The organism is Klebsiella sp. DY2415, from assembly GCF_026314315.1.
GTDB classification, from domain to species: Bacteria; Pseudomonadota; Gammaproteobacteria; order Enterobacterales; family Enterobacteriaceae; genus Klebsiella; species Klebsiella ornithinolytica.
Genome location: NZ_CP111115.1, coordinates 4064570 through 4087905 on the forward strand (window position 1 = coordinate 4064570; position 23336 = coordinate 4087905).

The following is a 23336-nucleotide window of genomic DNA, read 5'->3' on the forward strand; positions in this document are numbered from 1 at the left end:
GTTTACCGTGATTTTTCTCAATAAACGTAATTTTTATTGATAATATTATTGATAACTATTTGCATTTGCAATAGCGTATTACCGCGCTTTGGGAAGAGTCACTTCTAATTACACATGTCAGAAAGGGCCATTTGGTCAGCGATGGAATGCCTTCGCCCTCTACTGACCACATTTCTGCCGCCTCCCCTCCCGGTGGGAAGGGGTTTCAGGGGCATGCGGCAACGGAAAGCAGGACGTAAAATGAATAACAAGATCAAATCTTTGACCTTGCTGGTCAATCTGGGAATTTATGGGGTCGCCTTCCCGCTGTGTGCGGAAGAGACCCTCGACAGTAAAAAAACGGCTACCGAAGAGACGATGGTGGTTACTGCCGCCGAACAAAACCTGCAGGCGCCGGGCGTATCGACGATCACCGCCGAGGAAATTCGTAAACGTCCCCCCGCTCGCGATGTCTCCGAAATTATCCGCACCATGCCGGGCGTTAACCTGACCGGCAACTCCACCAGCGGCCAGCGCGGTAACAACCGCCAGATTGATATCCGCGGCATGGGCCCGGAAAATACCCTGATCCTGATTGATGGCAAACCGGTCACCAGCCGTAACTCCATCCGCCTGGGCTGGCGCGGCGAGCGCGATACCCGCGGCGATACCAACTGGGTCCCACCGGAGCTGATTGAGCGCATTGAAGTCATTCGTGGACCGGCGGCGGTACGCTACGGCAACGGCGCCGCGGGCGGCGTGGTCAATATCATCACCAAAAAAGGTGATAACGAGTGGCACGGTTCATGGAACACCTACATGAACGCCCCGGAGCACAAAGATGAAGGCTCCACCAAACGCACCAACTTCAGCCTGAACGGCCCGCTGGGCGGCGACTTCAGTTTCCGCCTGTTAGGCAACCTCGATAAAACCCAGGCCGATGCCTGGGATATCAACCAGGGCCATCAGTCAGAACGTACCGGTATTTACGCCGATACGCTACCGGCCGGCCGTGAAGGGGTGGAGAACAAAAATATCAACGGCGTCGTACGCTGGGATTTTGCACCGATGAACTCGCTGGAGTTTGAGGCGGGCTACAGCCGCCAGGGCAACCTGTACGCCGGGGATACGCAGAACACCAACACCAACGATCTGGTGAAAAAAAATTACGGCAAAGAGACCAACCGTCTCTATCGCCAGACCTACTCGGTGACCTGGAACGGCGGCTGGGATAACGGCATCACCACCAGCAACTGGGCGCAGTACGAGCACACCCGCAACTCGCGTAAAGGCGAAGGCCTGGCCGGGGGCACGGAAGGGATTTTCAGCAGCGATCAATTCTCTGATATCGACCTGTCCGACGTGATGCTGCACAGTGAAGTCAGCGTTCCGTTCGACCTGTGGGTCAATCAGAACCTGACGCTGGGTACCGAATGGAACCAGCAGCGGATGAAGGATCTGGCCTCCAACACCCAGACCTTTATGGGCGGCGACATTCCGGGTTTTACAAGCACCGGCCGCAGCCCGTATTCTCAGGCGGAGATCTTCTCACTGTTTGCTGAAGACAACATCGAGCTGACCGACTCCACCATGCTGACCCCGGCGCTGCGCTTTGACCACCACAGCATTGTGGGGAACAACTGGAGCCCGTCGCTTAACCTGTCTCAGGGGCTCGGGGATGACTTCACCCTGAAGATGGGCATCGGCCGCGCCTATAAAGCGCCGAGCCTGTACCAGACCAACCCGAACTACATTCTGTACAGTAAAGGCCAGGGCTGTTATGCCAGCATAACCGGCACCGGTTGCTATATGATGGGTAACGAAGACCTGAAAGCGGAAACCAGCATCAACAAAGAGATCGGCCTTGAGTTTAAACGCGACGGCTGGCTGGCTGGCGTGACCTGGTTCCGTAACGACTACCGCAACAAGATTGAAGCTGGCTATGCACCGATCTCCCAGACCGGTACGAGTAAAGTGAAAACCGATATTTACCAGTGGGAAAACGTACCGAAAGCGGTAGTAGAAGGCCTGGAAGGAACATTGAACGTCCCGGTTAGCGAAACCGTTAACTGGACCAACAATATCACCTACATGCTGCAGAGTAAGAACAAAGAGACCGGCGACCGTCTGTCGATTATTCCGGAATATACGCTGAACTCAACGCTGAGCTGGCAGATATACCAGGATGTTTCGGTGCAGTCGACCTTCACCTGGTACGGCAAGCAGGAACCGAAGAAGTATAACTACAAAGGTCAGCCGGTCACCGGCAGCGAGAAGAACGAGGTGAGCCCGTACAGCATCCTCGGTCTGAGCGCGACCTGGGACGTCACCAAATACGTCAGTCTGACCGGCGGCGTGGATAACGTCTTCGACAAGCGCCACTGGCGCGCGGGTAATGCCCAGACCACCGGCGGCGATACCGGTTATATGTACGGCGCGGGCGCCGAAACCTATAACGAATCGGGCCGGACCTGGTACATGAGCGTCAACACGCAGTTCTGATTACGCGCCTGAAGACCAGGCCGTTCTCCCCCCGGAGGGCGGCCTGGCTTTTTGGCCTCCTGCCAGGCTATCCCCTCACCTGCATCCTGACGTAGGATGACACTATGCAAACGACACACTCCACTTTTCTTTTTGCCGGACATCGGCTGCATCAGATTGATTTCGACCCGGCCACCTTTGCGCCTCACGATATCCTGTGGCTCTCCCACCACCCGCAGATCGAACATTGCGGCCGGAAACGGCAGATGGAACATCTTGCCGGGCGTATCGCGGCGGCCTGCGCCCTGAAAGCAGTGGGCGTGAAAGGCGTTCCCGGAACAGGTGACCAGCGGCAGCCGCTGTGGCCTGCCCCGTGGTCTGGCAGCATCAGCCACTGCGACACCCGCGCGCTGGCCGTCGTCGCCGCCCGACCGGTTGGTATCGACATCGAAAACGTGCTCACCCTCGCGCTGGCGGAGGAGCTGGAAAGCAGTATTATCAGCCCGGCGGAACGCGGGGTGCTGAAGGCGAGCGGACTGCCCTTCGAACTGGCTCTGACCCTGGCTTTTTCGGCCAAAGAGAGTGGGTTTAAGGCCCTGCCTCTCGCGCAGCAGGCAGGAACAGGGTTTATGCACTTTCGGATAACTGACATTCAGGGCGAGGTCATCACTTTGTGGACTGCGCGGCAGGTGTTCCAGGTGCATTGGATGGTGGATGAGTCCTACGTCATCACGCTTTGCCAAACGCAACACCGGCAGTAAAGGAAGAACCCGCGCGGTCAGGGCCGCACGGGGGAAACGTCATACTGACTCAACACATCGTTTTGGCGAGGGCGATAATAGCCTGGGCATCAAAACCGTGGTGCTGACGCATCCAGCCACGATCCGCCGCCGCCGCATATTCACCATCAGGAATACCCAGCCGTTTCAGCGGAATACCGATACCTGCCTCCGCCATAACCTCTGCTACCAGGCTTCCCAGACCACCGTTCACATTATGCTCTTCAACCGTAATCACCGCGTTGCATCCCTTCAGCGCGGCCAGTAACGCTGAGGTGTCACAAGGGCGAATCGAAGGTACGCTAACCACCTGCGCCTGAATCCCTGACTCTGCCAGCGTTTGGGCGGCCTCGACAATTTCATGCACCGTCGAACCGGTAGCGACCAGCGCCAGATCGTGGCCTTCACGCAACGTGTTTACGGCGCCGGGAGCAAAACGATAGTTTTCAGCATACAGCTCCGGCAGCGCTTTACCGTCGAGACGGATGTAAACCGGCCCCTGATGATGAAGGGCGTAGTCGATTATCTGCCGACATTCCCGTGGCGATGATGGCGCGTAAATCTCAATGTTGCCGAATCCACGCATCACCGCAAGGTCATCAATAGCGTGGTGCGTACTCGCCAACGGGCCATAGCTGGCTCCCGCATTCAGACCAAATAATTTGACGTTGGTGTTGTTGTAACAGACATCGACTTTGATCTGTTCATTGGCGCGGGAAATCAAAAATGGCGCGGCATTGCAGGTCACCGCCACTTTCCCCCCCAGCGCCAGACCGGCCGCCATACCGACCATGCTTTGCTCGGCAATACCGACGTTAACCAGCCGGTCAGGGAAATGTTTAATAAATGGCGCGATTTTTGCGGTTGATGTTGAGTCGGCGACAACAGGCACCAGATCAACTCCATTTTCTACGGCATCGATAAACGCCTGAACCATCACGTTTGCCAGGTGTTCTGCATTACTCATCTTTCAGTTCCTCCAGTGCCAGCGCAATCTCCTCACCTTTCGGCACCCGGTGGTGCCATTCCGGACGCCCCTGGATAAAGGAGATGCCGGCGCCTTTCGTGGTATTCGCAATAACGACGTTGGGTTTCCCTTCCTGCTTTAATCCTTCAAGCGTCGCGACAACCGAGGCCATATTATTGCCCTGACATTCGGTCACGGTCATACCAAAGGCCTGCCATTTTTCGGCAAGCGGATCGGTATTCATAATTTCGCGGGTTGGTCCGGCCAGCTGCAGGTTGTTTTTGTCATTAATAATGATCAGATTATCAAGACCGTAATGTGCGGCGGCCAGCGCGGCCTCCCAGTTACTCCCCTCAGCCAGTTCACCATCGCCGGTAATGAGGAAGACGCGGCGGGCGCTGTGGCTCTTTTTCGCTGCCAACGCCAGTCCTACCGCCACGGGCAAACCGTGCCCTAAAGCCCCGGTATTCAGCTCGATGCCCGGCGTCTTCTGGCGAACCGGGTGACCGGGAAGGTGGGAGTTGGCATGCTGATAGGTGCTCAGCCAGTCGACCGGGAAGAATCCCGCCTCGGCCAGCACGCAGTAGTAGCAGCCCACCGCATGACCTTTCGACTGGATATAGATGTCACGCCCTTCATCGGCAATGCGGTCCGCTGCAACGTTCAAAATACGAAAATACAGCGCGGTTAAGAGCTCCACCTGCGACAGGTCGGCGCCGGTATGACCGCCGGCAGGGCTGTTGGCGTTCAATCTGATAATGTGGCGGCGTACCGCACGAGCCTGACGCTCAAGTGCCTGAACATCGTAGTTATAGGGATTCATTTAATACCTCTGAATTTAATTTCAACTTGGAATATTTATTCCGTAAGGGACTAAAAAAACCAGATATCCCCTGGCAGCGCATCACAGCGCTTTCGCCGCTGCACCAGACTCAGGAACATTCTGCCTCCTCACCATCAGGCATACCTGCGCCTGGATAATTTTTCAGTTGACCTGAAATCATCATGAATATATATTCACATATGATTCTTTATTCAATTATGCAACCGCTGTTCTGTTTTTGTCCATAGCTGTTTTAGAGGATTGATAAAAGTTAGAGTCTCATCACACTTAAATGTCTTTTTTTTTCGCGTATGATTACAGGCTCTAACATAATGGCTGCACGTTAATGATTTTCGGGGATATATATGGCTAAGCAGGATGAACAACGGCTATTAGTTAAGATTGCCACTCTTTACTACCTTGAAGGACGCAAGCAGTCCGACATTGCTCAACTTCTCTCGCTTTCTCAGTCATTTGTCTCCCGCGCCATCACCCGCTGCCAGAAAGAAGGGGTGGTCAAAATTAGCGTCGTGCAGCCCTCGAATATTTTCCTGAATCTCGAAAAAGGCATTGAGGATCGCTACGGCATAAAGCAGGCCATCGTGGTGGACACCGAAGAGGATGCCAGCGACCATACCCTTAAACGAGCCATCGGTTCGGCCGCGGCCCACTATCTTGAAACGCGGCTACGGCCAAAAGATCTGATTGGCGTCTCCTCCTGGAGCTCGACCATTCGGGCTATGGTTGACGAAGTTCACGCGCAGAACCTGAAAGCCAGCGGCGTGATTCAACTGCTGGGCGGAGTGGGTCCTAACGGCAATGTGCAGGCAACGATCCTCACTCAGACTCTGGCGCAACGGCTAAACTGTGAAGCCTGGCTGCTGCCTTCGCAAAGTATTGAAGGCTCGGTGGAAGAGAAAAACCGGCTGATTGCCAGCCAGGATGTAGCCGATGTGATTTCACGTTTTGATGAAGTCGATATCGCTATCGTCGGGATTGGTATTCTCGAACCTTCGCAACTGCTCAAAACATCAGGCAACTATTACCACGAAGATATGCTGCAGGTGCTGGCGGAGCGCGGCGCCGTCGGGGATATTTGTCTGCACTATTACGATAAAAACGGGCAGGCGGTGTTACGTGATGATGAAGATCCTGTTATCGGCATGGCGCTGGAGAAAGTCAAAAAATGCCCCAATGTCGTCGCGCTGGCCGGCGGTAGCGATAAAGTCGCCGCCATCAAGGGCGCCCTCTCCGGCGGTTATATTGACGTTTTAATCACCGATTATCCGACCGCCAGGCTGCTCGTCACCGCCTGATCCGCCGCTAAAACATCTTTTCTCATGCCTTTGCGCCCTCCTGGAAGACGCAAAGGCACATCAAATAAATGCTTATATTTCAATTTAATAAATAGTTTAAGCGCGGTACCCACTCAGCATCCCCTGCACATTTCGCGATCCAGATAAGTGTGATTGCCAGCACAATTGATAACTTTCCCTCTGGCCCCAGAGAAACTTTCTGGCTAAGGTATTAAATAAATAATCACTATCGAATATATATTCAGTGATTAAAAAAGTGATAACGAAATGTCACATCATGGCCTGCTAAGCAGCAATGCGATAACGAGGAATGCTCGCCCTTCCCTTCGCGCCAGGACGACGTGTGACTCAGGAGACTATCTAATGCTGGCAACACAGAAAGAGTTCATCATTGCGCTCGATGAAGGTACCACCAACGCCAAAGCGGTGGTACTTGACGGCCGTGGCAACGTTATTGTGAAGTTTTCTCAACCGTTAGCTATCCAGACACCGCGCGATGGCTGGGTAGAACAATCCGGAGAGGCGTTAGTCGAGGCCTCGCTGGCGGTAATAGCCAATGCTATCGACCACGTTGGCGCAGAAAACGTGGCGGCATTAGCCATCAGCAACCAACGTGAAACCGCCATCGGCTGGTACCGCCAGAGCGGCAAACCGATTAACGCCGCCATCACCTGGCAATGTACCCGCAGCGCGGGGTTCTGTGAAGCGCTGCGCCGCGATCGCAAAGAATCCCGGATTAAATCCACCACCGGACTGCCGATTGCCCCGCTGTTTTCCGCCTCAAAAATGCGCTGGCTGCTGGAGTCGCTGCCGGAAGGCCGGGAGATGGCTGAACGCGGTGAGATTTGCCTCGGTACCATCGATAGCTGGCTGCTGTGGAACCTGACGCAAGGCGCAGCATTCAGCTGCGACTATTCCAACGCCGCGCGGACACAGTTACTCAATTTACATACCGGTCAATGGGATGACGAAATGCTGGCGCTGTTCCAGATCCCTCGCGCCGCGCTGCCTGAGATTAAACCCTCCAGCGGGTTATTCGGTTATACCCGAGGGCTGGCCGCCATTCCTGACGGCATCCCGGTGATGGCGATGGTCGGCGATTCACATGCCGCGTTGTTTGGTCACGCGCTCGGTGAACTGGGCTGCGTTAAGGCCACTTATGGCACGGGATCGTCGGTCATGGCGCCGGTGAAGTCAGCTCAATGCGATATTGCCGCACTGGCCACCACCATCGCCTGGCACGATGGCGACAGCATCATTTATGGTCTGGAAGGCAATATCCCCCATACCGGCGATGCGGTGGCCTGGATGGCCGATAGCACGGGATTAAGCGAGCTCTCCGCGCACGAACTGGCCCACGAGCTCAATACCCTGCCGGCCTCCGTCGATTCCACGCTGGGCGTCTATTTTGTCCCCGCGCTAACCGGTCTTGGCGCCCCCTGGTGGGACGACAGCGCGCGCGGGGTTATCTGCGGGCTCAGCCGCGGCGTCAAGCGCGCCCACCTGATTCGCGCCGCGCTGGAATCCATCACTTACCAGATTGCTGATGTGGTGCTTACCATGCGCCAGCATGACGACTTTCACCTGGCGGCGCTGATGGTCGATGGCGGGCCGACAAAAAATGACTGGCTGATGCAATACCAGGCCGATCTGCTGGGTTGCCCGGTGATGCGCAGCGATGTCCCTGAACTGTCGGCGATTGGCGCGGCCCTGCTGGCCCGCAAAGCGATTCATCCCGGTACGCTGACTGATTTAAGCGCGTTCTTAACCGAACACAGCGAATTTCGCCCCGATATGGCGCGCCATCTGCGTTTACAGAAAAGATGGCAGGAATGGCGCCATGCGGTGGACAGAACATTATGGAAACCGGCCCCGTCCGCCTGACGCCCCACCAGGGATCCTGCTGCGCGACGAACCTGAATCATCAACATAAGGAGAGCCCCGGACCATACAACTGATTTTCAGGCCTTGCGTTGTTTCACCGTACCCGACAATAACAACATAGAGAGAACATTGTCATGAAATTACGTTTAACGCTGTTAACTGCTGCAACCCTGACCGCTTTTTCATTTTCTGCTCAGGCGGTAGAAAAAGGCACCATTATGATTATGGTCAACTCGCTGGATAATCCGTATTACGCCTCGGAAGCCAAAGGCGCCAGTGAAAAAGCCAAACAGCTGGGATATAAAACGACGGTTCTGTCACATGGCGAAGATGTCAAAAAACAGAACGAACTTATTGATACCGCTATTGGTAAAAAAGTTCAGGGTATTATTCTCGATAACGCCGACTCAACCGCCAGCGTCGCCGCCATTGAAAAAGCCAAAAAAGCAGGCATTCCCGTGGTATTAATCAACAGGGAAATTCCTGTCGATGATGTGGCGCTTGAGCAAATCACGCACAATAACTTCCAGGCGGGTTCGGAAGTCGCCAACGTATTTGTTGAGAAAATGGCGGAGAAAGGAAAATACGCCGAGCTCACCTGTAATCTTGCCGATAATAACTGCGTGACCCGCTCCAAATCTTTCCATCAGGTTATCGACCAGTATCCTGACATGGTCAGCGTCGCCAGACAGGATGCCAAAGGAACGTTAATCGACGGCAAACGCATTATGGACAGCATCCTGCAGGCTCATCCGGACGTTAAAGGGGTGATTTGCGGTAACGGCCCCGTCGCTCTGGGCGCTATCGCCGCGCTAAAAGCCGCGAACCGTACGGACGTCGTGGTTGTCGGCATCGACGGCAGCAATGACGAGCGTGATGCGGTTAAAGCGGGAACCCTGCAGGCCACCGTGATGCTGCAGGCCCAGTCCATCGCCGCTCAAGGGGTCACCGACCTCGATAACTTCCTGCAAAAAGGGGTGAAACCGGCGAAACAGCGCGTCATGTTCCGCGGCATCCTGATCACTAAAGATAACGCAGACAAAGTTCAGGACTTCAATATCAAGTCCTGAGTTCGGGTTGTTGCGCCCCTTGCGGGGCGCACAGGAGAGTCTCATGTATAAAAAAACCTGGCTGGCATTGGCCATCGTAGCACTGGGAGGTTGCCGCATTGTCTCTCAGCAAGAGCTGGCCGATCTTAAATCCCCGCCCAATCCGCACATGGCGCATATCGATCGGACGTGGCAGGAGAAAATTGTACCGCAGGTAGTCGCACAGGCTCGCCCCGCGGAAGCGTTAATGACCGCGCTACATGCGGCCAAAGATTTCGACAGCGCTTGTAAAACATTGGGTTATCGCGCTCAGGAAGAAAATCCGTGCATTTTCTTCGTCAAGGTTGAAGGTAAGGTCATCAAGCTTGACGCCACGTCACGCAGCGGAAAAATGACCGTTCAGGATCAAAATGGCCGCGCTATCGTCGTGCAAACGGGGCCGACGCTGCGTGGGACCCAGCTGCGCGATGGCTATAACGGTGCCAGCTATGCCGACTTTAACGATCAGGTCCTGTTTGGCGAATATGGCCGGGCCATTAATGAACAGGCCGTAAAAATGATTAACGGCGCACAGCTAAAATCCGGCGAAACGGTTGAGGTCTATGGCGTATTTTCCGCCTGGGATATACCGCAAACATTCCCTGATATTACACCAGCGAAAATTGTTCACCCCGGAGGACAATAAGATGTCAGCGCAAGAAATCGTCACTCCCCAACCAGTCGAAGCTGAAGTTATTATCGAAACCCGCGGATTATCTCGCGTTTACCCAGGCGTTATCGCCTTAGATAACGTCGACTACCGGGTTTATCGAAATAAAGTCAACGTTCTGATCGGAGAAAATGGTGCGGGCAAATCCACCATGATGAAAATGCTTGCCGGTGTCGAAACGCCTTCCTCCGGACAAATTATTCTCGAGGGTTCTCCCGTTTCATTAAATTCGACTCACCAGGCTGAAAAACAGGGTATCAGCATTATTTTCCAGGAGCTGAATTTATTCCCGAATATGAATGTCATGGATAATATTTTCATGGCTAATGAGTTTTTCCAGAAAGGAAGGATCAACGAAAAATACCAATACGAACTGGCTAAATCACTGCTGGAACGACTGGAGCTTGATGTTGATCCCTACACTCCGCTCGGGGAACTGGGTATTGGCCACCAGCAGCTGGTCGAAATTGCGCGCGCCCTGTCCAAAGATACGCGCGTATTGATTATGGATGAGCCCACCTCCGCCCTCAGCCAGTCTGAAGTCAAAGTCCTGTTCAATGTTATCGGGCAGCTTAAACGGCGCGGCGTCACCATCATCTATATCTCCCATCGTCTGGAAGAACTGATGGAAATTGGCGACCACATTACCATTTTCCGCGATGGCCGTTTTATCAGCGAACGGACCGTCAGCGATGCCAGCATCCCGTGGATCATTGAACAGATGGTCGGCGATAAGAAAAAGCATTTCGACTATCAACCGGCCCCCAAAGGCGAAGCGGTGCTGGCGGTGGACGGTCTGACCGCGCTGCACCATAGCGGCGGTTACAAACTTAATGATGTCACCTTTACCTTATGTAAAGGGGAAGTCATCGGCATTTACGGCCTGCTGGGCGCCGGGCGTACCGAGCTATTTAAAGGACTGGTCGGCCTGATGCCGTGCCAGAATGGCAGCATCCATCTCAACGGTGAAAACATCGGCAGGGCCCCTTTTCAGGCCAGACTCAAAAAAGGGCTGGCGCTGGTACCGGAAGACAGACAGGGCGAAGGCGTGGTGCAGATGATGTCCATTCAATCCAATATGACGCTCTCCGATTTCAGTCTTCAGGGGTTTCGCCGCGCCTGGCAATGGCTGAATCCGCATAAAGAGCATGCCAGCGTTAAAGAGATGATTCAGCAGCTTGCCATCAAAGTGAGCGATCCCGAGCTCCCCATCACCTCTCTGAGCGGCGGCAACCAACAAAAAGTGGTGCTGGGGAAAGCGTTAATGACGCAGCCGCAGGTCGTTTTTCTGGATGAACCCACGCGCGGCATCGACGTGGGCGCCAAAACGGACGTTTATCACCTGATTGGCAAAATGGCGCAACAGGGGCTGGCCGTGATGTTCTCCTCGTCAGAGCTGGATGAAGTGATGGCTCTGGCAGATCGTATTTTGGTGATGGCCGATGGCCGTATTACCGCTGATTTACCGCGTCATGCGGTCACCCGCGAAAAATTAATCGCGGCTTCAACACCTCAAGATTAATCAGGCTGGAACCCATCATGAACCAGAAATATATGATCTATATGTACCTGCTGAAGGCCAGAACGTTTATCGCTCTGCTGCTGGTTGTTGCGTTTTTCAGCGTGATGGTACCGAATTTCCTGACGACGTCGAATCTGCTGATCATGACCCAGCATGTGGCCATTACCGGCCTGCTGGCTATCGGGATGACGCTGGTCATTCTGACCGGGGGAATCGACCTTTCAGTCGGCGCCGTGGCCGGGATTTGCGGCATGGTGGCCGGCGCCCTGCTGACCAACGGGCTGCCGCTATGGAACGGTAGCGTCATCTTCTTCAACGTACCGGAAGTCATCTTGTGCGTGGCTATCTTTGGCGTGTTGGTGGGGCTGGTTAACGGCGCCGTGATCACCCGCTTTGGCGTGGCGCCCTTTATTTGTACCCTGGGAATGATGTACGTCGCCCGCGGTTCTGCCCTGCTGTTTAACGACGGTAGCACTTACCCCAATCTCAACGGCATGGAAGCGCTGGGCAATACCGGTTTCTCCACTCTCGGCTCCGGTACCGTCCTGGGAATTTATCTGCCGATCTGGTTGATGATCGCTTTTCTGCTGCTGGGCTACTGGCTGACCACGAAAACCCCGCTGGGCCGCTATATCTACGCCATTGGAGGCAATGAGTCCGCGGCCCGTCTGGCCGGCGTCCCGATTGTTAAGGCCAAAATCTTTGTTTATGCCTTCTCCGGACTCTGCGCCGCGTTCGTCGGGCTGATTGTCGCCTCACAGCTGCAAACCGCGCACCCGATGACCGGCAACATGTTCGAAATGGATGCGATCGGTGCCACCGTTCTCGGCGGGACCGCGCTGGCGGGCGGTCGCGGCCGGGTGACCGGGTCGATTATTGGCGCCTTCGTGATCGTCTTCCTCGCCGACGGAATGGTGATGATGGGGGTCAGTGATTTCTGGCAGATGGTGATTAAAGGCGTGGTCATCGTCACCGCCGTCGTCGTCGATCAGTTCCAGCAGAAGCTACAGAACAAGGTCATTCTCATGCGCCGCCACGAAGAAAAGCTGGCGACGGTTCACCCCAGCGGCGCGGCATCCAGTTAATTCACGCATAGCACCGATTCTTCCGCCGGGCGTAACCGCCCGGCTTCGCTAAAGGGAAAAAGTATGCACAGAAATTTTCACAATAAAACCATCGTCATTACCGGAGCCTGCCGTGGTATTGGCGCCGGCATCGCCGAACGCTTTGCACGCGATGGCGCCAGGCTGGTGATGGTCTCTAATGCACCGCGCGTCCATGAAACCGCAGAAACCTTACGCCAACGTTATCAGGCCGATATTCTGTCGCTGGAGATTGATGTCACCGATGAAGCCCAGGTTCAGTCCCTGTACGAACAGGCCGCAGCCCGCTTCGACACCATTGATGTCTCTATTCAAAACGCCGGAGTGATCACCATCGATTATTTCGATCGTATGCCAAAAGCCGATTTCGAAAAAGTGCTGGCCGTGAATACAACCGGCGTCTGGCTGTGCTGTCGCGAAGCGGCCAAATATATGGTCAAACAGAACTACGGCAGTTTAATCAATACCTCGTCCGGTCAGGGGCGCCAGGGCTTTATCTACACCCCGCATTACGCCGCCAGCAAAATGGGCGTTATCGGCATTACGCAAAGCCTGGCTCATGAGCTGGCACCGTGGAACATCACCGTCAACGCCTTCTGCCCCGGAATTATCGAAAGTGAAATGTGGGACTACAACGACCGGGTGTGGGGCGAAATTCTCAGCAATGAACAAAAGCGCTATGGCAAAGGCGAGCTGATGGCGGAATGGGTAGAAGGTATACCGATGAAACGGGCGGGGAAACCGGAGGATGTTGCCGGACTGGTGGCCTTTCTCGCCTCTGACGATGCGCGCTATCTCACCGGGCAGACGATTAACATCGACGGCGGCTTAATCATGTCTTAATACCCGCCAGGGTTTTGACCAGAAGAGTAATCACTATGATCGCAAAAGATTTTGCTCAACAGTTGTTTAACCTGCAGGACCGCGTTGCCTTTGTCACCGGCGCGGGCAGTGGTATTGGCCAGATGATTGCTTACGGGCTCGCCAGCGCGGGCGCGCGCGTCGTCGGTTTCGATTTGCGCGAAGACGGGGGACTTGCCGAAACCGTGCGTCATATTGAAGCGATAGGCAGCGAAGCCTGCTTTTATACCGGGGATGTGCGCCAGCTAAGCGATCTTCGCGCTGGCGTCGCGCTGGCCAAAAGTCGCTTCGGCCGTCTCGATATCGCCGTCAATGCCGCCGGTATCGCCAACGCCAACCCGGCGCTGGAGATGGAGACGGAACAGTGGCAGCGGGTTATTGATATCAATCTCACCGGCGTCTGGAACTCCTGTAAAGCGGAAGCGGAACTGATGCTGGAATCCGGCGGCGGCTCGATTATTAATATTGCCTCGATGTCGGGAATTATCGTTAACCGCGGGCTAGAACAGGCGCATTACAACAGCGCCAAAGCCGGCGTGATTCATCTCTCTAAAAGCCTTGCCATGGAGTGGGTCGGCAAAGGGATTCGCGTCAACTCAATGAGCCCGGGTTACACCGCGACGCCGATGAATACCCGTCCTGAAATGGTCCATCAGACCCGCGAATTTGAAAACCAGACGCCCATTCAGCGCATGGCAAAAGTTGAAGAGATGGCGGGGCCGGCTCTGTTTCTCGCCAGCGACGCCGCCTCATTTTGTACCGGCGTTGATTTGGTCGTTGATGGCGGATTTATCTGCTGGTAAGCCGCGCATATCGCGACATTCGCTCGAAAAAAGGCGCCCACAGGGCGCCTTTTTCCTCACTCCACCGTCCGCCGCCTACATCCCGGGAAACATCACGCTGTTCCCCGGCGCTTCCCGGTGCAGGTGGATAAAGTTCAGGTGACGCTCGTACTGATCGAGAATATCGGTGATCACCTGCTCCTTGCTGTAGTCCATCAGGTCGTTGCCCTGGCTGCCCTCCAGCAGGAAAGTTTCCAGACGATAGTAGGTCGATTTACCGCTGCGCGCCCGGTAGGTGAAGCCCGGAATCGAATACTGCTGCGGCCAGATCTGATAGACAAAATTCTGTTCATCGCCCATATGCACCAGCAGGTCGAGATGGCCCAGATTATCCCCCTCCTCCGGCGGTAAACTTTTCAGATCCACATAGGCGCCGCGCAATTTAAGCTCCTGCGCCACCTCCTCCATCGCCGGGTAGCACACCGTCTCCATCATCTGACGCGTATAGCGGGTTCCCGGATAGTTCATCAACCGCGACAGGCGTTTCTTCCAGCTCAGTCGATCCTGCACGCCGAGCGGACGCGGGGCGGTATCGCGACTGGCGCTCTCGCGGCGATAATCTTCGACCTTCAATGATTTATACAACCCCGCCATCACAAAGAAGATCACGAAACTAAACGGCAGCCCCATGATCACCGTGGTGTTCTGCAGCGCCGAAATCCCGTTGGTCATCAGCATTCCGATGGTCAGCAGACCGATAGCAACCGACCAGAAGATACGCAGCCAGTTCGGCGCATCGCTGTTGATATCTTTGAGTTTCGAGGTGAAGTTCCCCAGCACCAGCGCCCCTGAGTCAGCGGAAGTCACATAGAACAGCAGCCCGGTGATGGTGGCGACCGAGGCGCTGAAGGTAAAGGCCGGGTACTGGGCCAGCAGGTTATAGAAGCCGCGCTCCGGATGAGCCATCGCCTCTTCGGCAAAGGCGACATTGCCGTGAATAATTTCGTACAGCGCGCTGTTACCGAAGACCGACAGCCAGAGTAAGGTGAAGGTAAACGGAATAATCAGCGTCCCCAGCACAAACTGACGAATGGTGCGCCCACGCGAGATACGCGCCAGGAACAGCCCCACAAACGGTGACCAGGCAACCCACCAGGCCCAGAAAAACAGCGTCCAGTTGTTCATCCACTCGACCGGGCGATCGAAAGCGAAGCTGTTGAGGGTCATGCCCATAAAGCGGTTCACGTAGTCGCCAACGTTCAGCACCAGCGCGTTCATCAGAAACTCGGTATCGCCCATAAACAAGATGAACAGAATCAGCCCCAGCGCCAGCACCACGTTCAGTTCGGAGAGAATACGAATCCCTTTATCGACCCCGGAGGTCACCGAAATCGTGGCGATTATCACCGACAGGACAATCAACGCCGCTTTCGCCCCCAGCGAATCCGGAATATCAAACAGCACGTTCAGACCATAATTAAGCTGTACGACCCCGATCCCCAGCGTCGTGGCAATCCCAAAAATGGTCCCGACCACCGCCGCAATATCCACGCTATGGCCGATGGGACCATCGATTTTTTTACCGAAAATGGGATAGAGGGCGGAGCGTATGGTGAGCGGCAAATTATAACGATAGCTAAAGTATCCTAGCGCCATACCCATCAGAGCATACATCGACCAGCCGGTCAGCCCGTAGTGGAACAAGGTCCAGACCATCGACTGACGCGCGGCCTCCATGGTCTGCCCGGCCCCTTCCGGCGGCTGCATATACTGGGTGACCGGTTCGGCGACCGAGAAGAACATCAGGTCGATACCGATACCGGCGGCAAACAGCATCGCCGCCCAGCTCAGCATGCTGAACTCCGGTTTGGAGTGCTCAGGCCCGAGCTTCACCGAACCGAAGCGCGAGCAGGCAATGCAGACCACAAACACGATATACAGCGTGGCCGCCAGCAAATAGTACCAGCCAAAAGTCGTTGAAACCCAGTTCAGGGTACGGCCAATCCAGGCCGCGGAAAAATCGCTGAAGAAGATAGTCATCAGGGAAAACAACAAAATCAGTCCGGCGGAAGTATAAAAAACCACCGGATTGATTTTGTCCTTTTCTCTGCTCGGCGAAAGGTCTGTCATCCAGTATCCTCACTGTTTTTGTAACTATTAAAATCCAAAACCGCAACAATTAAGACACATTTTATATTGAACGTCCAATCAAAAACCGCTTTAATAGATAAACAAATCTGATGAATGGAACCAAGGAAATGCCCAAACTGGGGATGCAACCGATACGCCAGCGGCAGCTTATTGACGCCACCCTCGAGGCGATAAACGCGGTGGGAATGCACGATGCCACTATCGCGCAAATTGCCCGACGGGCGGGCGTATCGACCGGCATCATTAGTCACTATTTCAAGGATAAGAACGGTCTGCTGGAAGCAACGATGCGCGACATCACCGGCCAGCTCCGGCTGGCGGTACTGAGCCGTTTGCACGCGCTGCCGGGCGCCAGCGCCGAACGGCGGCTGCGGGCCATCGTGGCGGGTAATTTCGACGACAGCCAGATAAGCAGCGCGGCGATGAAAGCCTGGCTCGCCTTCTGGGCCAGCAGCATGCATCAACCGATGCTCTACCGTCTGCAGCAGGTCTGCAGCCGACGTCTGCTGTCGAACATCGTCTATGAATTTCAGCGCGAGCTGCCGCGCCAGCAGGCGCAGGAGGCCGGTTATGGTCTCGCCGCCTTAATCGACGGACTGTGGCTACGCGCGGCGCTGAGCGGTAAACCGCTCGATAAAGCCCGCGCCGAAACGCTCGCCGACCATTTCATCAGCCAGTATCTGCCACCGACGTCTCAATAATGGAGGAAACCATGTCCCGAATGGCCGAACAGCAGCTTTATATCCACGGTGGTTACGTCCCTGCCACCAGCGGGAAAACCTTCGAGACCCTCAACCCTGCCAACGGGGAAGTACTGGCGACAGTCCAGGCCGCGGGTCGCGACGATATCGACCGGGCGGTAAAGAGCGCCCAACAAGGGCAAAAAATCTGGGCGGCGATGAGCGCCATGGCACGTTCGCGTATCCTGCGCAAAGCGGTGGATATTCTGCGCGAGCGTAACGACGAACTGGCGCGGCTGGAGACGCTGGATACCGGTAAACCGCTGAGCGAAACCGCCCATGTCGATATCGTCACCGGCGCCGATGTGCTGGAGTATTACGCCGGACTGATCCCGGCGCTCGAAGGCAGTCAGATCCCGCTGCGCGATAGTTCATTCATCTATACCCGCCGCGAGCCGCTCGGTGTCGTGGCCGGGATCGGCGCCTGGAACTACCCGATTCAGATCGCGCTGTGGAAATCCGCTCCGGCGCTGGCCGCCGGTAACGCCATGATTTTTAAACCGAGTGAAGTCACCCCGCTCACCGCCCTGAAGCTGGCGGAAATCTACCGCGAAGCCGGCCTGCCGGACGGCGTATTTAACGTCCTGCCGGGCATCGGCGCCGAAACCGGGCAGTACCTGACCGAACATCCGGACATTGCCAAAATCTCCTTTACCGGCGGCGTCGCCAGCGGCAAAAAAGTGATGGCCAACTCCGCCGCCTCATCGCTGAAAGAGGTGACCATGGAGCTGGGGGGCAAGTCGCCGCTGATTGTCTGCGACGATGCCGATCTCGACCTCGCCGCCGATATCGCGATGATGGCCAACTTCTACAGCTCCGGCCAGGTCTGCACCAACGGTACCCGGGTGTTTATTCCGACGCGGGCTAAAGCGGCGTTCGAGGAAAAAATTCTCACCCGCGTGGCGCGGATTCGTCCCGGCGACCCGTTTGAGGAAACAACCAACTTCGGTCCGCTGGTGAGCTTCCCGCATCGCGAAAATGTCCTGCGCTATATCGCCAGCGGTAAGCAGGAAGGGGCGCGTCTGCTGTGCGGCGGCGGTGTGCTGCAAGGCGATGACTTCGCCAGCGGCGCGTGGGTCGCCCCCACGGTATTTAGCGACTGCCGCGATGATATGACCATCGTACGCGAAGAGATCTTTGGCCCGGTGATGTCGATTCTGACCTATGACGATGAGGCAGAAGTGATTCGCCGCGCCAACGCCACCGAATACGGCCTTGCCGCCGGCGTGGTGACGGCGAATTTAAACCGCGCCCACCGCATCATTCATCAGCTTGAGGCCGGGATCTGCTGGATCAACAGCTGGGGAGAGTCCCCGGCGGAGATGCCGGTCGGCGGCTATAAGCACTCCGGTATCGGCCGCGAAAACGGCGTGATGACGCTCCAGAGCTACACCCAGGTGAAATCCATCCAGGTTGAGATGGGTCAGTTTCAATCCATATTTTAACCAGGAGGTCATTTTTGCAATTTGACTACATCATTATTGGTGCCGGCTCTGCCGGCAACGTACTGGCGACACGACTGACGGAAGATCCTCATACCACCGTCCTGCTGCTGGAAGCCGGCGGCCCGGATTATCGTTTTGATTTCCGCACCCAGATGCCCGCCGCGCTGGCTTTTCCGCTACAGGGCCGACGCTATAACTGGGCCTACGAGACCGAACCCGAACCGCATATGAATAACCGGCGCATGGAGTGCGGTCGCGGCAAGGGGCTCGGCGGCTCGTCGCTGATTAACGGCATGTGCTACATCCGCGGTAATGCAATGGACCTCGACAACTGGGCCACCGCGCCTGGGCTTGAGCAGTGGAGCTATCTTGACTGTCTGCCCTACTACCGCAAAGCGGAAACCCGCGATATCGGCGCCAACGACTACCACGGCGGCGATGGCCCGGTGAGCGTCACCACGCCGAAGCAGAATAATAATCCGCTGTTCCATGCCATGGTGGAAGCCGGTGTCCAGGCCGGCTATCCGCGCACCGACGATCTCAATGGCTACCAGCAGGAGGGATTCGGACCGATGGATCGCACCGTGACCCCGCAGGGACGCCGGGCCAGTACCGCCCGCGGCTATCTTGACCAGGCCCGCGCGCGCCCAAACCTGACGATTCGCACCCATGCGCTGACCGACCATATTATTTTTGCCGGTAAGCGCGCGGTAGGCGTGGAGTGGCTGGAGGGCGATAGCACCGCGCCGTCAAAAGCAACGGCCAGTAAAGAAGTGCTGCTCTGCGCGGGAGCCATCGCTTCGCCGCAGATTCTGCAACGTTCCGGCGTCGGCGATCCCGAACTGCTACGCCAGTTTGATATCCCGCTGGTGCACGCCCTGCCCGGCGTCGGTGAAAACCTGCAGGACCACCTGGAGATGTATTTGCAATACGAGTGCAAGGAGCCGGTGTCGCTCTATCCGGCGCTGCAATGGTGGAATCAGCCGAAAATTGGCGCTGAATGGCTGTTCGGCGGGACCGGCATCGGCGCCAGCAACCAGTTTGAAGCGGGCGGGTTTATTCGCAGCCGGGAGGCGTTTGCGTGGCCGAATATTCAGTATCACTTCCTGCCGGTGGCGATTAACTACAACGGTTCGAATGCGGTGAAAGAGCACGGCTTCCAGTGCCACGTCGGCTCCATGCGTTCGCCCAGCCGCGGCCATGTGCGCCTGAAATCACGCGACCCGCATGAGCATCCGGCAATTCTGTTCAACTATATGTCCAGCGAACAGGACTGGCAGGAGTTCCGCGACGCGATCCGCATCACTCGCGACATCATGAACCAGCCGGCGCTGGATAAATATCGCGGCCGGGAAATCAGCCCGGGTCTGGCGTGCCAGAGCGATGCCGAGCTGGATGAGTTCGTGCGTAATCACGCCGAGACCGCTTTCCATCCCTGCGGGACCTGTAAAATGGGCTATGACGAAATGGCGGTGGTCGATGGCGAGGGTCGGGTTCACGGTCTGGAAGGGCTGCGGGTAGTGGATGCGTCGATTATGCCGCAGATCATCACCGGCAACCTCAACGCCACCACCATCATGATTGGCGAGAAGATAGCCGATGCCATTCGCGGCCGCGCGCCGCTGCCGCGCAGCACGGCGCGCTATTATGTGGCGAACGGCGCGCCGGTGCGTCGTCAGGCCGCTGTTAAGGGATAGCAAGCCTGCTCGGGCTTGTGTTCTGTCATCTCTGCCGGGCGGCGGCTGACGCCTTGCCCGGCCTACGACAGCGAGTCTGTTCCGTAGAATCAGTCTACCGCCCCTGTTTGTCGCGAAGCCCTTACCTGCCTACCGGCACTGCGCCGGTAGGCCCATGCAGGCGAAGCGCCGCCGTATTTGTGAATAAGAAAGATTGACTGACTGGAGGTAGGCCCGCGCAAGCGAAGCGCCGCCGGGCAATTCCCGATGCACACACATTGCCCGCTGGCTGCAATCAGCGAAAATCCTCCAGCCGCTTCAGCTGTCTCCCTTCACCATCAAAATATGGGGTAGGCCCGCGCAAGCGAAGCGCCGCCGGGCAATTCCCGATGCACGCACTTTGTCCGCTGGCTGCAATCAGCGAAAATCCTCCAGCCGCTTCAGCTGTCTGCCTTCACCATCAAAATATGAGGTAGGCCCGCGCAAGCGAAGCGCCGCCGGGCAATTCCCGATGCACACACATTGTCCGCTGGCTGCAATCAGCGAAAATCCTCCAGTCGCTTCAGCTGTCTCCCTTCACCATCAAAATTCTCCGCCGCCAGCCATGCGCGCAGCGCCGCATCCCGCGCCGCCCACTCGCTATCAATAATCGACAGCTGGTCGCTATCGCGGGTGCGCCCTTTCCGCACCATTTTTTGCCGCAGACACCCTTCCCAGGTAAAACCCAGGCGCTCCGCCGCCCGTCGTGAAGCAATATTCATCGAATCACATTTCCACTCCAGCCGGCGATAGCCCTGCCCGAAGGCATTTTTCAGCAACAGCCATACCGCTTCCGTGCCCAGCGGCGTGTTCTTCATCTTCCGCGACCAGGTCACATGGCCGATTTCAACGGTCCCCATTGCCCGATCGATGGCCATATAGCTAACCAGCCCAACAGCCCGCTCGGTCTGCAGATCGATAACCGCAAACGGCACCAGCGCATCATCGTTGACTTTACCTGCCACCCAGTGGGTCGTCGCTTCCACGCTTGCCGGACAGGTGCTGGCCAGCCATGTCCAGTCGCTCTCATCTCCCAACGCGTAGGCGGCGAACAGATCGGCGGCATGGCGCTGCACCTCCAGCGGCTCAAGCCGGCAAAAGCGCCCGCTTAACGGCGTGCGTTTCAGGATCCTGGCCCCCTGCCAGTCTGCGACAACATCATTCACCACCTGACCATATTGATTGATTTCCGGCATGCCCGCACCCCGTTGAATTGTAATGAAATTGTTATATCAAGAAGCGCGGCGGACAAAAAGCGCGCCGCCGCTTTTTTTCATTAATAACCCAGCGCTATGGATTATTCTTTTTAAGCATAAGCTTATCCGTATTTTGACTTTACGACTGCGGGGAAGCGGCCTAACGTAGCGAAGCATAAATAATCAAAACAACATTTTTTCAGGGATTGCACATGACCAAAAAACTGCTGTCTTTACTGGTGCTGACCGCACTCTCCGCCGCCGTCCATGCCGCGACACCGCCCTCCACCCTGGTCGTTGCCCAGGGTCTTGACGACATCGTCAGCCTCGACCCGGCAGAAGCCAATGAGCTTTCCAGCATTCAGACGGTACCGAGTCTCTACCAGCGCCTGGTTCAGCCAGATCGCGACAACCCTGAAAAAATCACCCCGATTCTGGCCGCAAGCTGGCAGGCCGACCCGGCGGCGAAAACCTTGACCATCAAGCTGAAGCCCGATGCCAAATTTGCCTCGGGCAACCCGCTGCGTCCGGAAGACATTATCTTCTCCTATACCCGCGCGGTGACGCTGAATAAGTCCCCCGCGTTTATCCTCAACGTCCTCGGCTGGCAGCCGGACAACATCGCCAGCCAGCTGAAAAAGGTCGATGACCATACGCTGCAGCTGCACTGGACCGCTGACGTCAGTCCGGCGGTCGCGCTGAATATCCTCTCCACGCCGATCGCCTCCATCGTGGATGAAAAGCTGGTGGCGCCGAACGTCAAAGACAACGATTTCGGTAACAGCTGGCTGAAAATGCACTCGGCGGGCAGCGGCGCGTTCAAAATGCGCGTCTATCAGCCGCATCAGGCCATCGTGCTGGAGGCCAACAACAGCTCGCCTACCGGGGCGCCGAAGCTGAAAAGCATCATTATTAAAAACGTCCCCGATCCGGCCTCTCGCCGCCTGCTGATTCAACAGGGTGATGCCGATATCGCCCGCGATCTCGGCGCCGATCAGATAGCCGCCCTGCAGGGGAAACCCGGCGTTAACGTGCTGAGCATTCCCTCCGCCGAGCAGAATTACCTGGCATTCAACACCGGCAACAGCGCTAACCCGCTGCTGAAAAACCCGGCCCTGTGGGAAGCCGCGCGCTGGCTGGTGGACTACGACGGCATCACCAAAGATCTGCTTAAAGGCCAGTATTTTGTGCATCAGAGCTTCCTGCCGGTTGGTCTGCCGGGCGCGCTGGATAATAATCCGTTCAAATTTGACCCGGAGAAGGCCAAAGCGATTCTCGCCAAAGCGGGGATTAAGGACGCGCACTTCACTCTTGATGTCGAGAACAAACCGCCGTTCATTACTATCGCCCAGTCGATGCAGGCCAGCTTTGCCCAGGGCGGCGTGAAGATTGACCTGCTGCCGGCAGCGGGCAGCCAAGTGTATGCCCGCGTGCGCGCGAAGCAGCACCAGGCAGCTATTCGCCTGTGGATCCCGGACTATTTTGACGCCCACTCCAACGCCAGCGCCTTCGCGTGGAATGATGGTAAATCCAGCACCGTTGCCGGTCTCAACGGCTGGCAGATCCCGCAGCTAAATAAAGAAACCCAGGCGGCGGTCGCCGAAGCGGATCCGGCAAAACGCCTCGATCTGTACAAAAAAATGCAGGAAGAGCTGCAGCGCAGTTCGCCGTATGTATTTGTTGACCAAGGGAAAACGCAGATCGTGGTCCGCGATAACGTCAAAGGCTATCAGCAGGGCCTCAACGCCGATATGGTCTGGTACGATAACGTCACCAAGTAATTTCCCTTGTTGCCGGGTGGCGCTGCGCTTACCCGGCCCGGGTTCTCGTTTTT

18 protein-coding genes are annotated in these 23336 nt (G+C 56.3%); 14 read left to right on the forward strand and 4 right to left on the reverse strand.

The window, feature by feature from the left end; genetic code table 11:
• Positions 1–240 precede the first annotated feature (240 nt).
• Both OQV00_RS19390 and entD read left to right on the forward strand, forming a co-directional pair.
• Positions 241–2481, forward strand: coding sequence for a TonB-dependent siderophore receptor (locus OQV00_RS19390; RefSeq protein ID WP_064357278.1), 2241 nt, complete (start codon positions 241–243; stop codon positions 2479–2481).
• A 104-nt stretch (positions 2482–2585) separates the two neighbouring features.
• Positions 2586–3221: an enterobactin synthase subunit EntD gene (gene entD / locus OQV00_RS19395; protein WP_088911527.1), complete on the forward strand. Its 636-nt coding sequence runs from the start codon at positions 2586–2588 to the stop codon at positions 3219–3221.
• A 49-nt stretch (positions 3222–3270) separates the two neighbouring features.
• Here the strand turns inward: entD and OQV00_RS19400 are convergent, their stop codons facing one another.
• Positions 3271–4206, reverse strand: coding sequence for a transketolase family protein (locus OQV00_RS19400; RefSeq protein ID WP_004859326.1), 936 nt, complete (start codon positions 4204–4206; stop codon positions 3271–3273).
• Positions 4199–5029, reverse strand: coding sequence for a transketolase (locus tag OQV00_RS19405; protein WP_004859323.1), 831 nt, complete (start codon positions 5027–5029; stop codon positions 4199–4201). The genes OQV00_RS19400 and OQV00_RS19405 overlap by 8 nt, the downstream gene beginning before the upstream one ends.
• Positions 5030–5394: 365 nt before the next feature.
• Between OQV00_RS19405 and OQV00_RS19410 the strand changes: the two genes are divergently transcribed.
• The 8 genes from OQV00_RS19410 to OQV00_RS19445 all read left to right on the forward strand — a co-directional run bounded on the left by OQV00_RS19410 (position 5395) and on the right by OQV00_RS19445 (position 14276).
• Positions 5395–6345, forward strand: a complete 951-nt coding sequence (locus OQV00_RS19410) for a sugar-binding transcriptional regulator (protein WP_004859320.1) — start codon at positions 5395–5397, stop codon at positions 6343–6345.
• Positions 6346–6708: 363 nt separating this feature from the next.
• Positions 6709–8229, forward strand: a complete 1521-nt coding sequence (locus tag OQV00_RS19415) for an FGGY family carbohydrate kinase (protein WP_032716850.1) — start codon at positions 6709–6711, stop codon at positions 8227–8229.
• 134 nt (positions 8230–8363) lie between these two features.
• Positions 8364–9299, forward strand: a complete 936-nt coding sequence (locus OQV00_RS19420; RefSeq protein WP_004859313.1) for a D-ribose ABC transporter substrate-binding protein — start codon at positions 8364–8366, stop codon at positions 9297–9299.
• 43 nt (positions 9300–9342) lie between these two features.
• Positions 9343–9963 (forward strand): DUF2291 family protein, encoded by a 621-nt coding sequence (locus tag OQV00_RS19425; protein ID WP_069476144.1) that lies wholly within the window; start codon positions 9343–9345, stop codon positions 9961–9963.
• 1 nt (position 9964) lies between these two features.
• Positions 9965–11509, forward strand: a complete 1545-nt coding sequence (locus OQV00_RS19430) for a sugar ABC transporter ATP-binding protein (protein ID WP_004859306.1) — start codon at positions 9965–9967, stop codon at positions 11507–11509.
• Between the two features lie 17 nt (positions 11510–11526).
• Complete coding sequence (locus tag OQV00_RS19435; protein WP_015584935.1) at positions 11527–12594, forward strand: ABC transporter permease; 1068 nt, start codon at positions 11527–11529, stop codon at positions 12592–12594.
• Between the two features lie 63 nt (positions 12595–12657).
• The gene (locus OQV00_RS19440) at positions 12658–13455 is read left to right on the forward strand and encodes an SDR family oxidoreductase (protein ID WP_071359224.1); all 798 of its coding nucleotides are present in this window, start codon (positions 12658–12660) and stop codon (positions 13453–13455) included.
• Positions 13456–13490: 35 nt separating this feature from the next.
• Positions 13491–14276: an SDR family oxidoreductase gene (locus OQV00_RS19445; protein WP_266279260.1), complete on the forward strand. Its 786-nt coding sequence runs from the start codon at positions 13491–13493 to the stop codon at positions 14274–14276.
• A gap of 75 nt (positions 14277–14351) precedes the next feature.
• Here the strand turns inward: OQV00_RS19445 and OQV00_RS19450 are convergent, their stop codons facing one another.
• Positions 14352–16385 (reverse strand): choline transporter, encoded by a 2034-nt coding sequence (locus tag OQV00_RS19450; RefSeq protein WP_004859293.1) that lies wholly within the window; start codon positions 16383–16385, stop codon positions 14352–14354.
• Positions 16386–16513: 128 nt separating this feature from the next.
• Between OQV00_RS19450 and betI the strand changes: the two genes are divergently transcribed.
• From betI to betA, 3 genes are read left to right on the forward strand one after another with little or no spacing between them, the layout of a single operon-like run.
• Entirely contained in the window at positions 16514–17107 is a 594-nt protein-coding gene (betI, locus tag OQV00_RS19455) for a transcriptional regulator BetI (protein ID WP_004859289.1), read from the forward strand.
• A gap of 11 nt (positions 17108–17118) precedes the next feature.
• Complete coding sequence (gene betB, locus OQV00_RS19460; RefSeq protein WP_266279263.1) at positions 17119–18591, forward strand: betaine-aldehyde dehydrogenase; 1473 nt, start codon at positions 17119–17121, stop codon at positions 18589–18591.
• A 14-nt stretch (positions 18592–18605) separates the two neighbouring features.
• A complete protein-coding gene (gene betA / locus OQV00_RS19465; protein WP_015584937.1) occupies positions 18606–20288 on the forward strand; it encodes a choline dehydrogenase in 1683 nt (560 codons plus the stop codon).
• A 518-nt stretch (positions 20289–20806) separates the two neighbouring features.
• Here betA and OQV00_RS19470 read toward each other — a convergent pair.
• Positions 20807–21502 (reverse strand): GNAT family N-acetyltransferase, encoded by a 696-nt coding sequence (locus tag OQV00_RS19470; protein WP_054829304.1) that lies wholly within the window; start codon positions 21500–21502, stop codon positions 20807–20809.
• 212 nt (positions 21503–21714) lie between these two features.
• Between OQV00_RS19470 and OQV00_RS19475 the strand changes: the two genes are divergently transcribed.
• On the forward strand, positions 21715–23283 hold the full coding sequence (locus tag OQV00_RS19475) for an ABC transporter substrate-binding protein (protein ID WP_004859275.1): 1569 nt from the start codon (positions 21715–21717) through the stop codon (positions 23281–23283).
• Positions 23284–23336 lie beyond the last annotated feature (53 nt).

Bases quoted from the DNA above. Each gene is read 5' to 3' on its own strand.
- betB (WP_266279263.1), top strand. From the start codon at position 17,119: ATGTCCCGAATGGCCGAACAGCAGCTTTATATCCACGGTGGTTACGTC.
- OQV00_RS19440 (WP_071359224.1), top strand. From the start codon at position 12,658: ATGCACAGAAATTTTCACAATAAAACCATCGTCATTACCGGAGCCTGC.
- OQV00_RS19415 (WP_032716850.1), top strand. From the start codon at position 6,709: ATGCTGGCAACACAGAAAGAGTTCATCATTGCGCTCGATGAAGGTACC.
- OQV00_RS19475 (WP_004859275.1), top strand. From the start codon at position 21,715: ATGACCAAAAAACTGCTGTCTTTACTGGTGCTGACCGCACTCTCCGCC.
- OQV00_RS19405 (WP_004859323.1), bottom strand. From the start codon at position 5,029: ATGAATCCCTATAACTACGATGTTCAGGCACTTGAGCGTCAGGCTCGT.
- betI (WP_004859289.1), top strand. From the start codon at position 16,514: ATGCCCAAACTGGGGATGCAACCGATACGCCAGCGGCAGCTTATTGAC.
- OQV00_RS19450 (WP_004859293.1), bottom strand. From the start codon at position 16,385: ATGACAGACCTTTCGCCGAGCAGAGAAAAGGACAAAATCAATCCGGTG.
- OQV00_RS19420 (WP_004859313.1), top strand. From the start codon at position 8,364: ATGAAATTACGTTTAACGCTGTTAACTGCTGCAACCCTGACCGCTTTT.
- entD (WP_088911527.1), top strand. From the start codon at position 2,586: ATGCAAACGACACACTCCACTTTTCTTTTTGCCGGACATCGGCTGCAT.
- OQV00_RS19390 (WP_064357278.1), top strand. From the start codon at position 241: ATGAATAACAAGATCAAATCTTTGACCTTGCTGGTCAATCTGGGAATT.
- OQV00_RS19400 (WP_004859326.1), bottom strand. From the start codon at position 4,206: ATGAGTAATGCAGAACACCTGGCAAACGTGATGGTTCAGGCGTTTATC.
- OQV00_RS19410 (WP_004859320.1), top strand. From the start codon at position 5,395: ATGGCTAAGCAGGATGAACAACGGCTATTAGTTAAGATTGCCACTCTT.
- OQV00_RS19470 (WP_054829304.1), bottom strand. From the start codon at position 21,502: ATGCCGGAAATCAATCAATATGGTCAGGTGGTGAATGATGTTGTCGCA.
- OQV00_RS19430 (WP_004859306.1), top strand. From the start codon at position 9,965: ATGTCAGCGCAAGAAATCGTCACTCCCCAACCAGTCGAAGCTGAAGTT.
- OQV00_RS19435 (WP_015584935.1), top strand. From the start codon at position 11,527: ATGAACCAGAAATATATGATCTATATGTACCTGCTGAAGGCCAGAACG.
- OQV00_RS19445 (WP_266279260.1), top strand. From the start codon at position 13,491: ATGATCGCAAAAGATTTTGCTCAACAGTTGTTTAACCTGCAGGACCGC.
- OQV00_RS19425 (WP_069476144.1), top strand. From the start codon at position 9,343: ATGTATAAAAAAACCTGGCTGGCATTGGCCATCGTAGCACTGGGAGGT.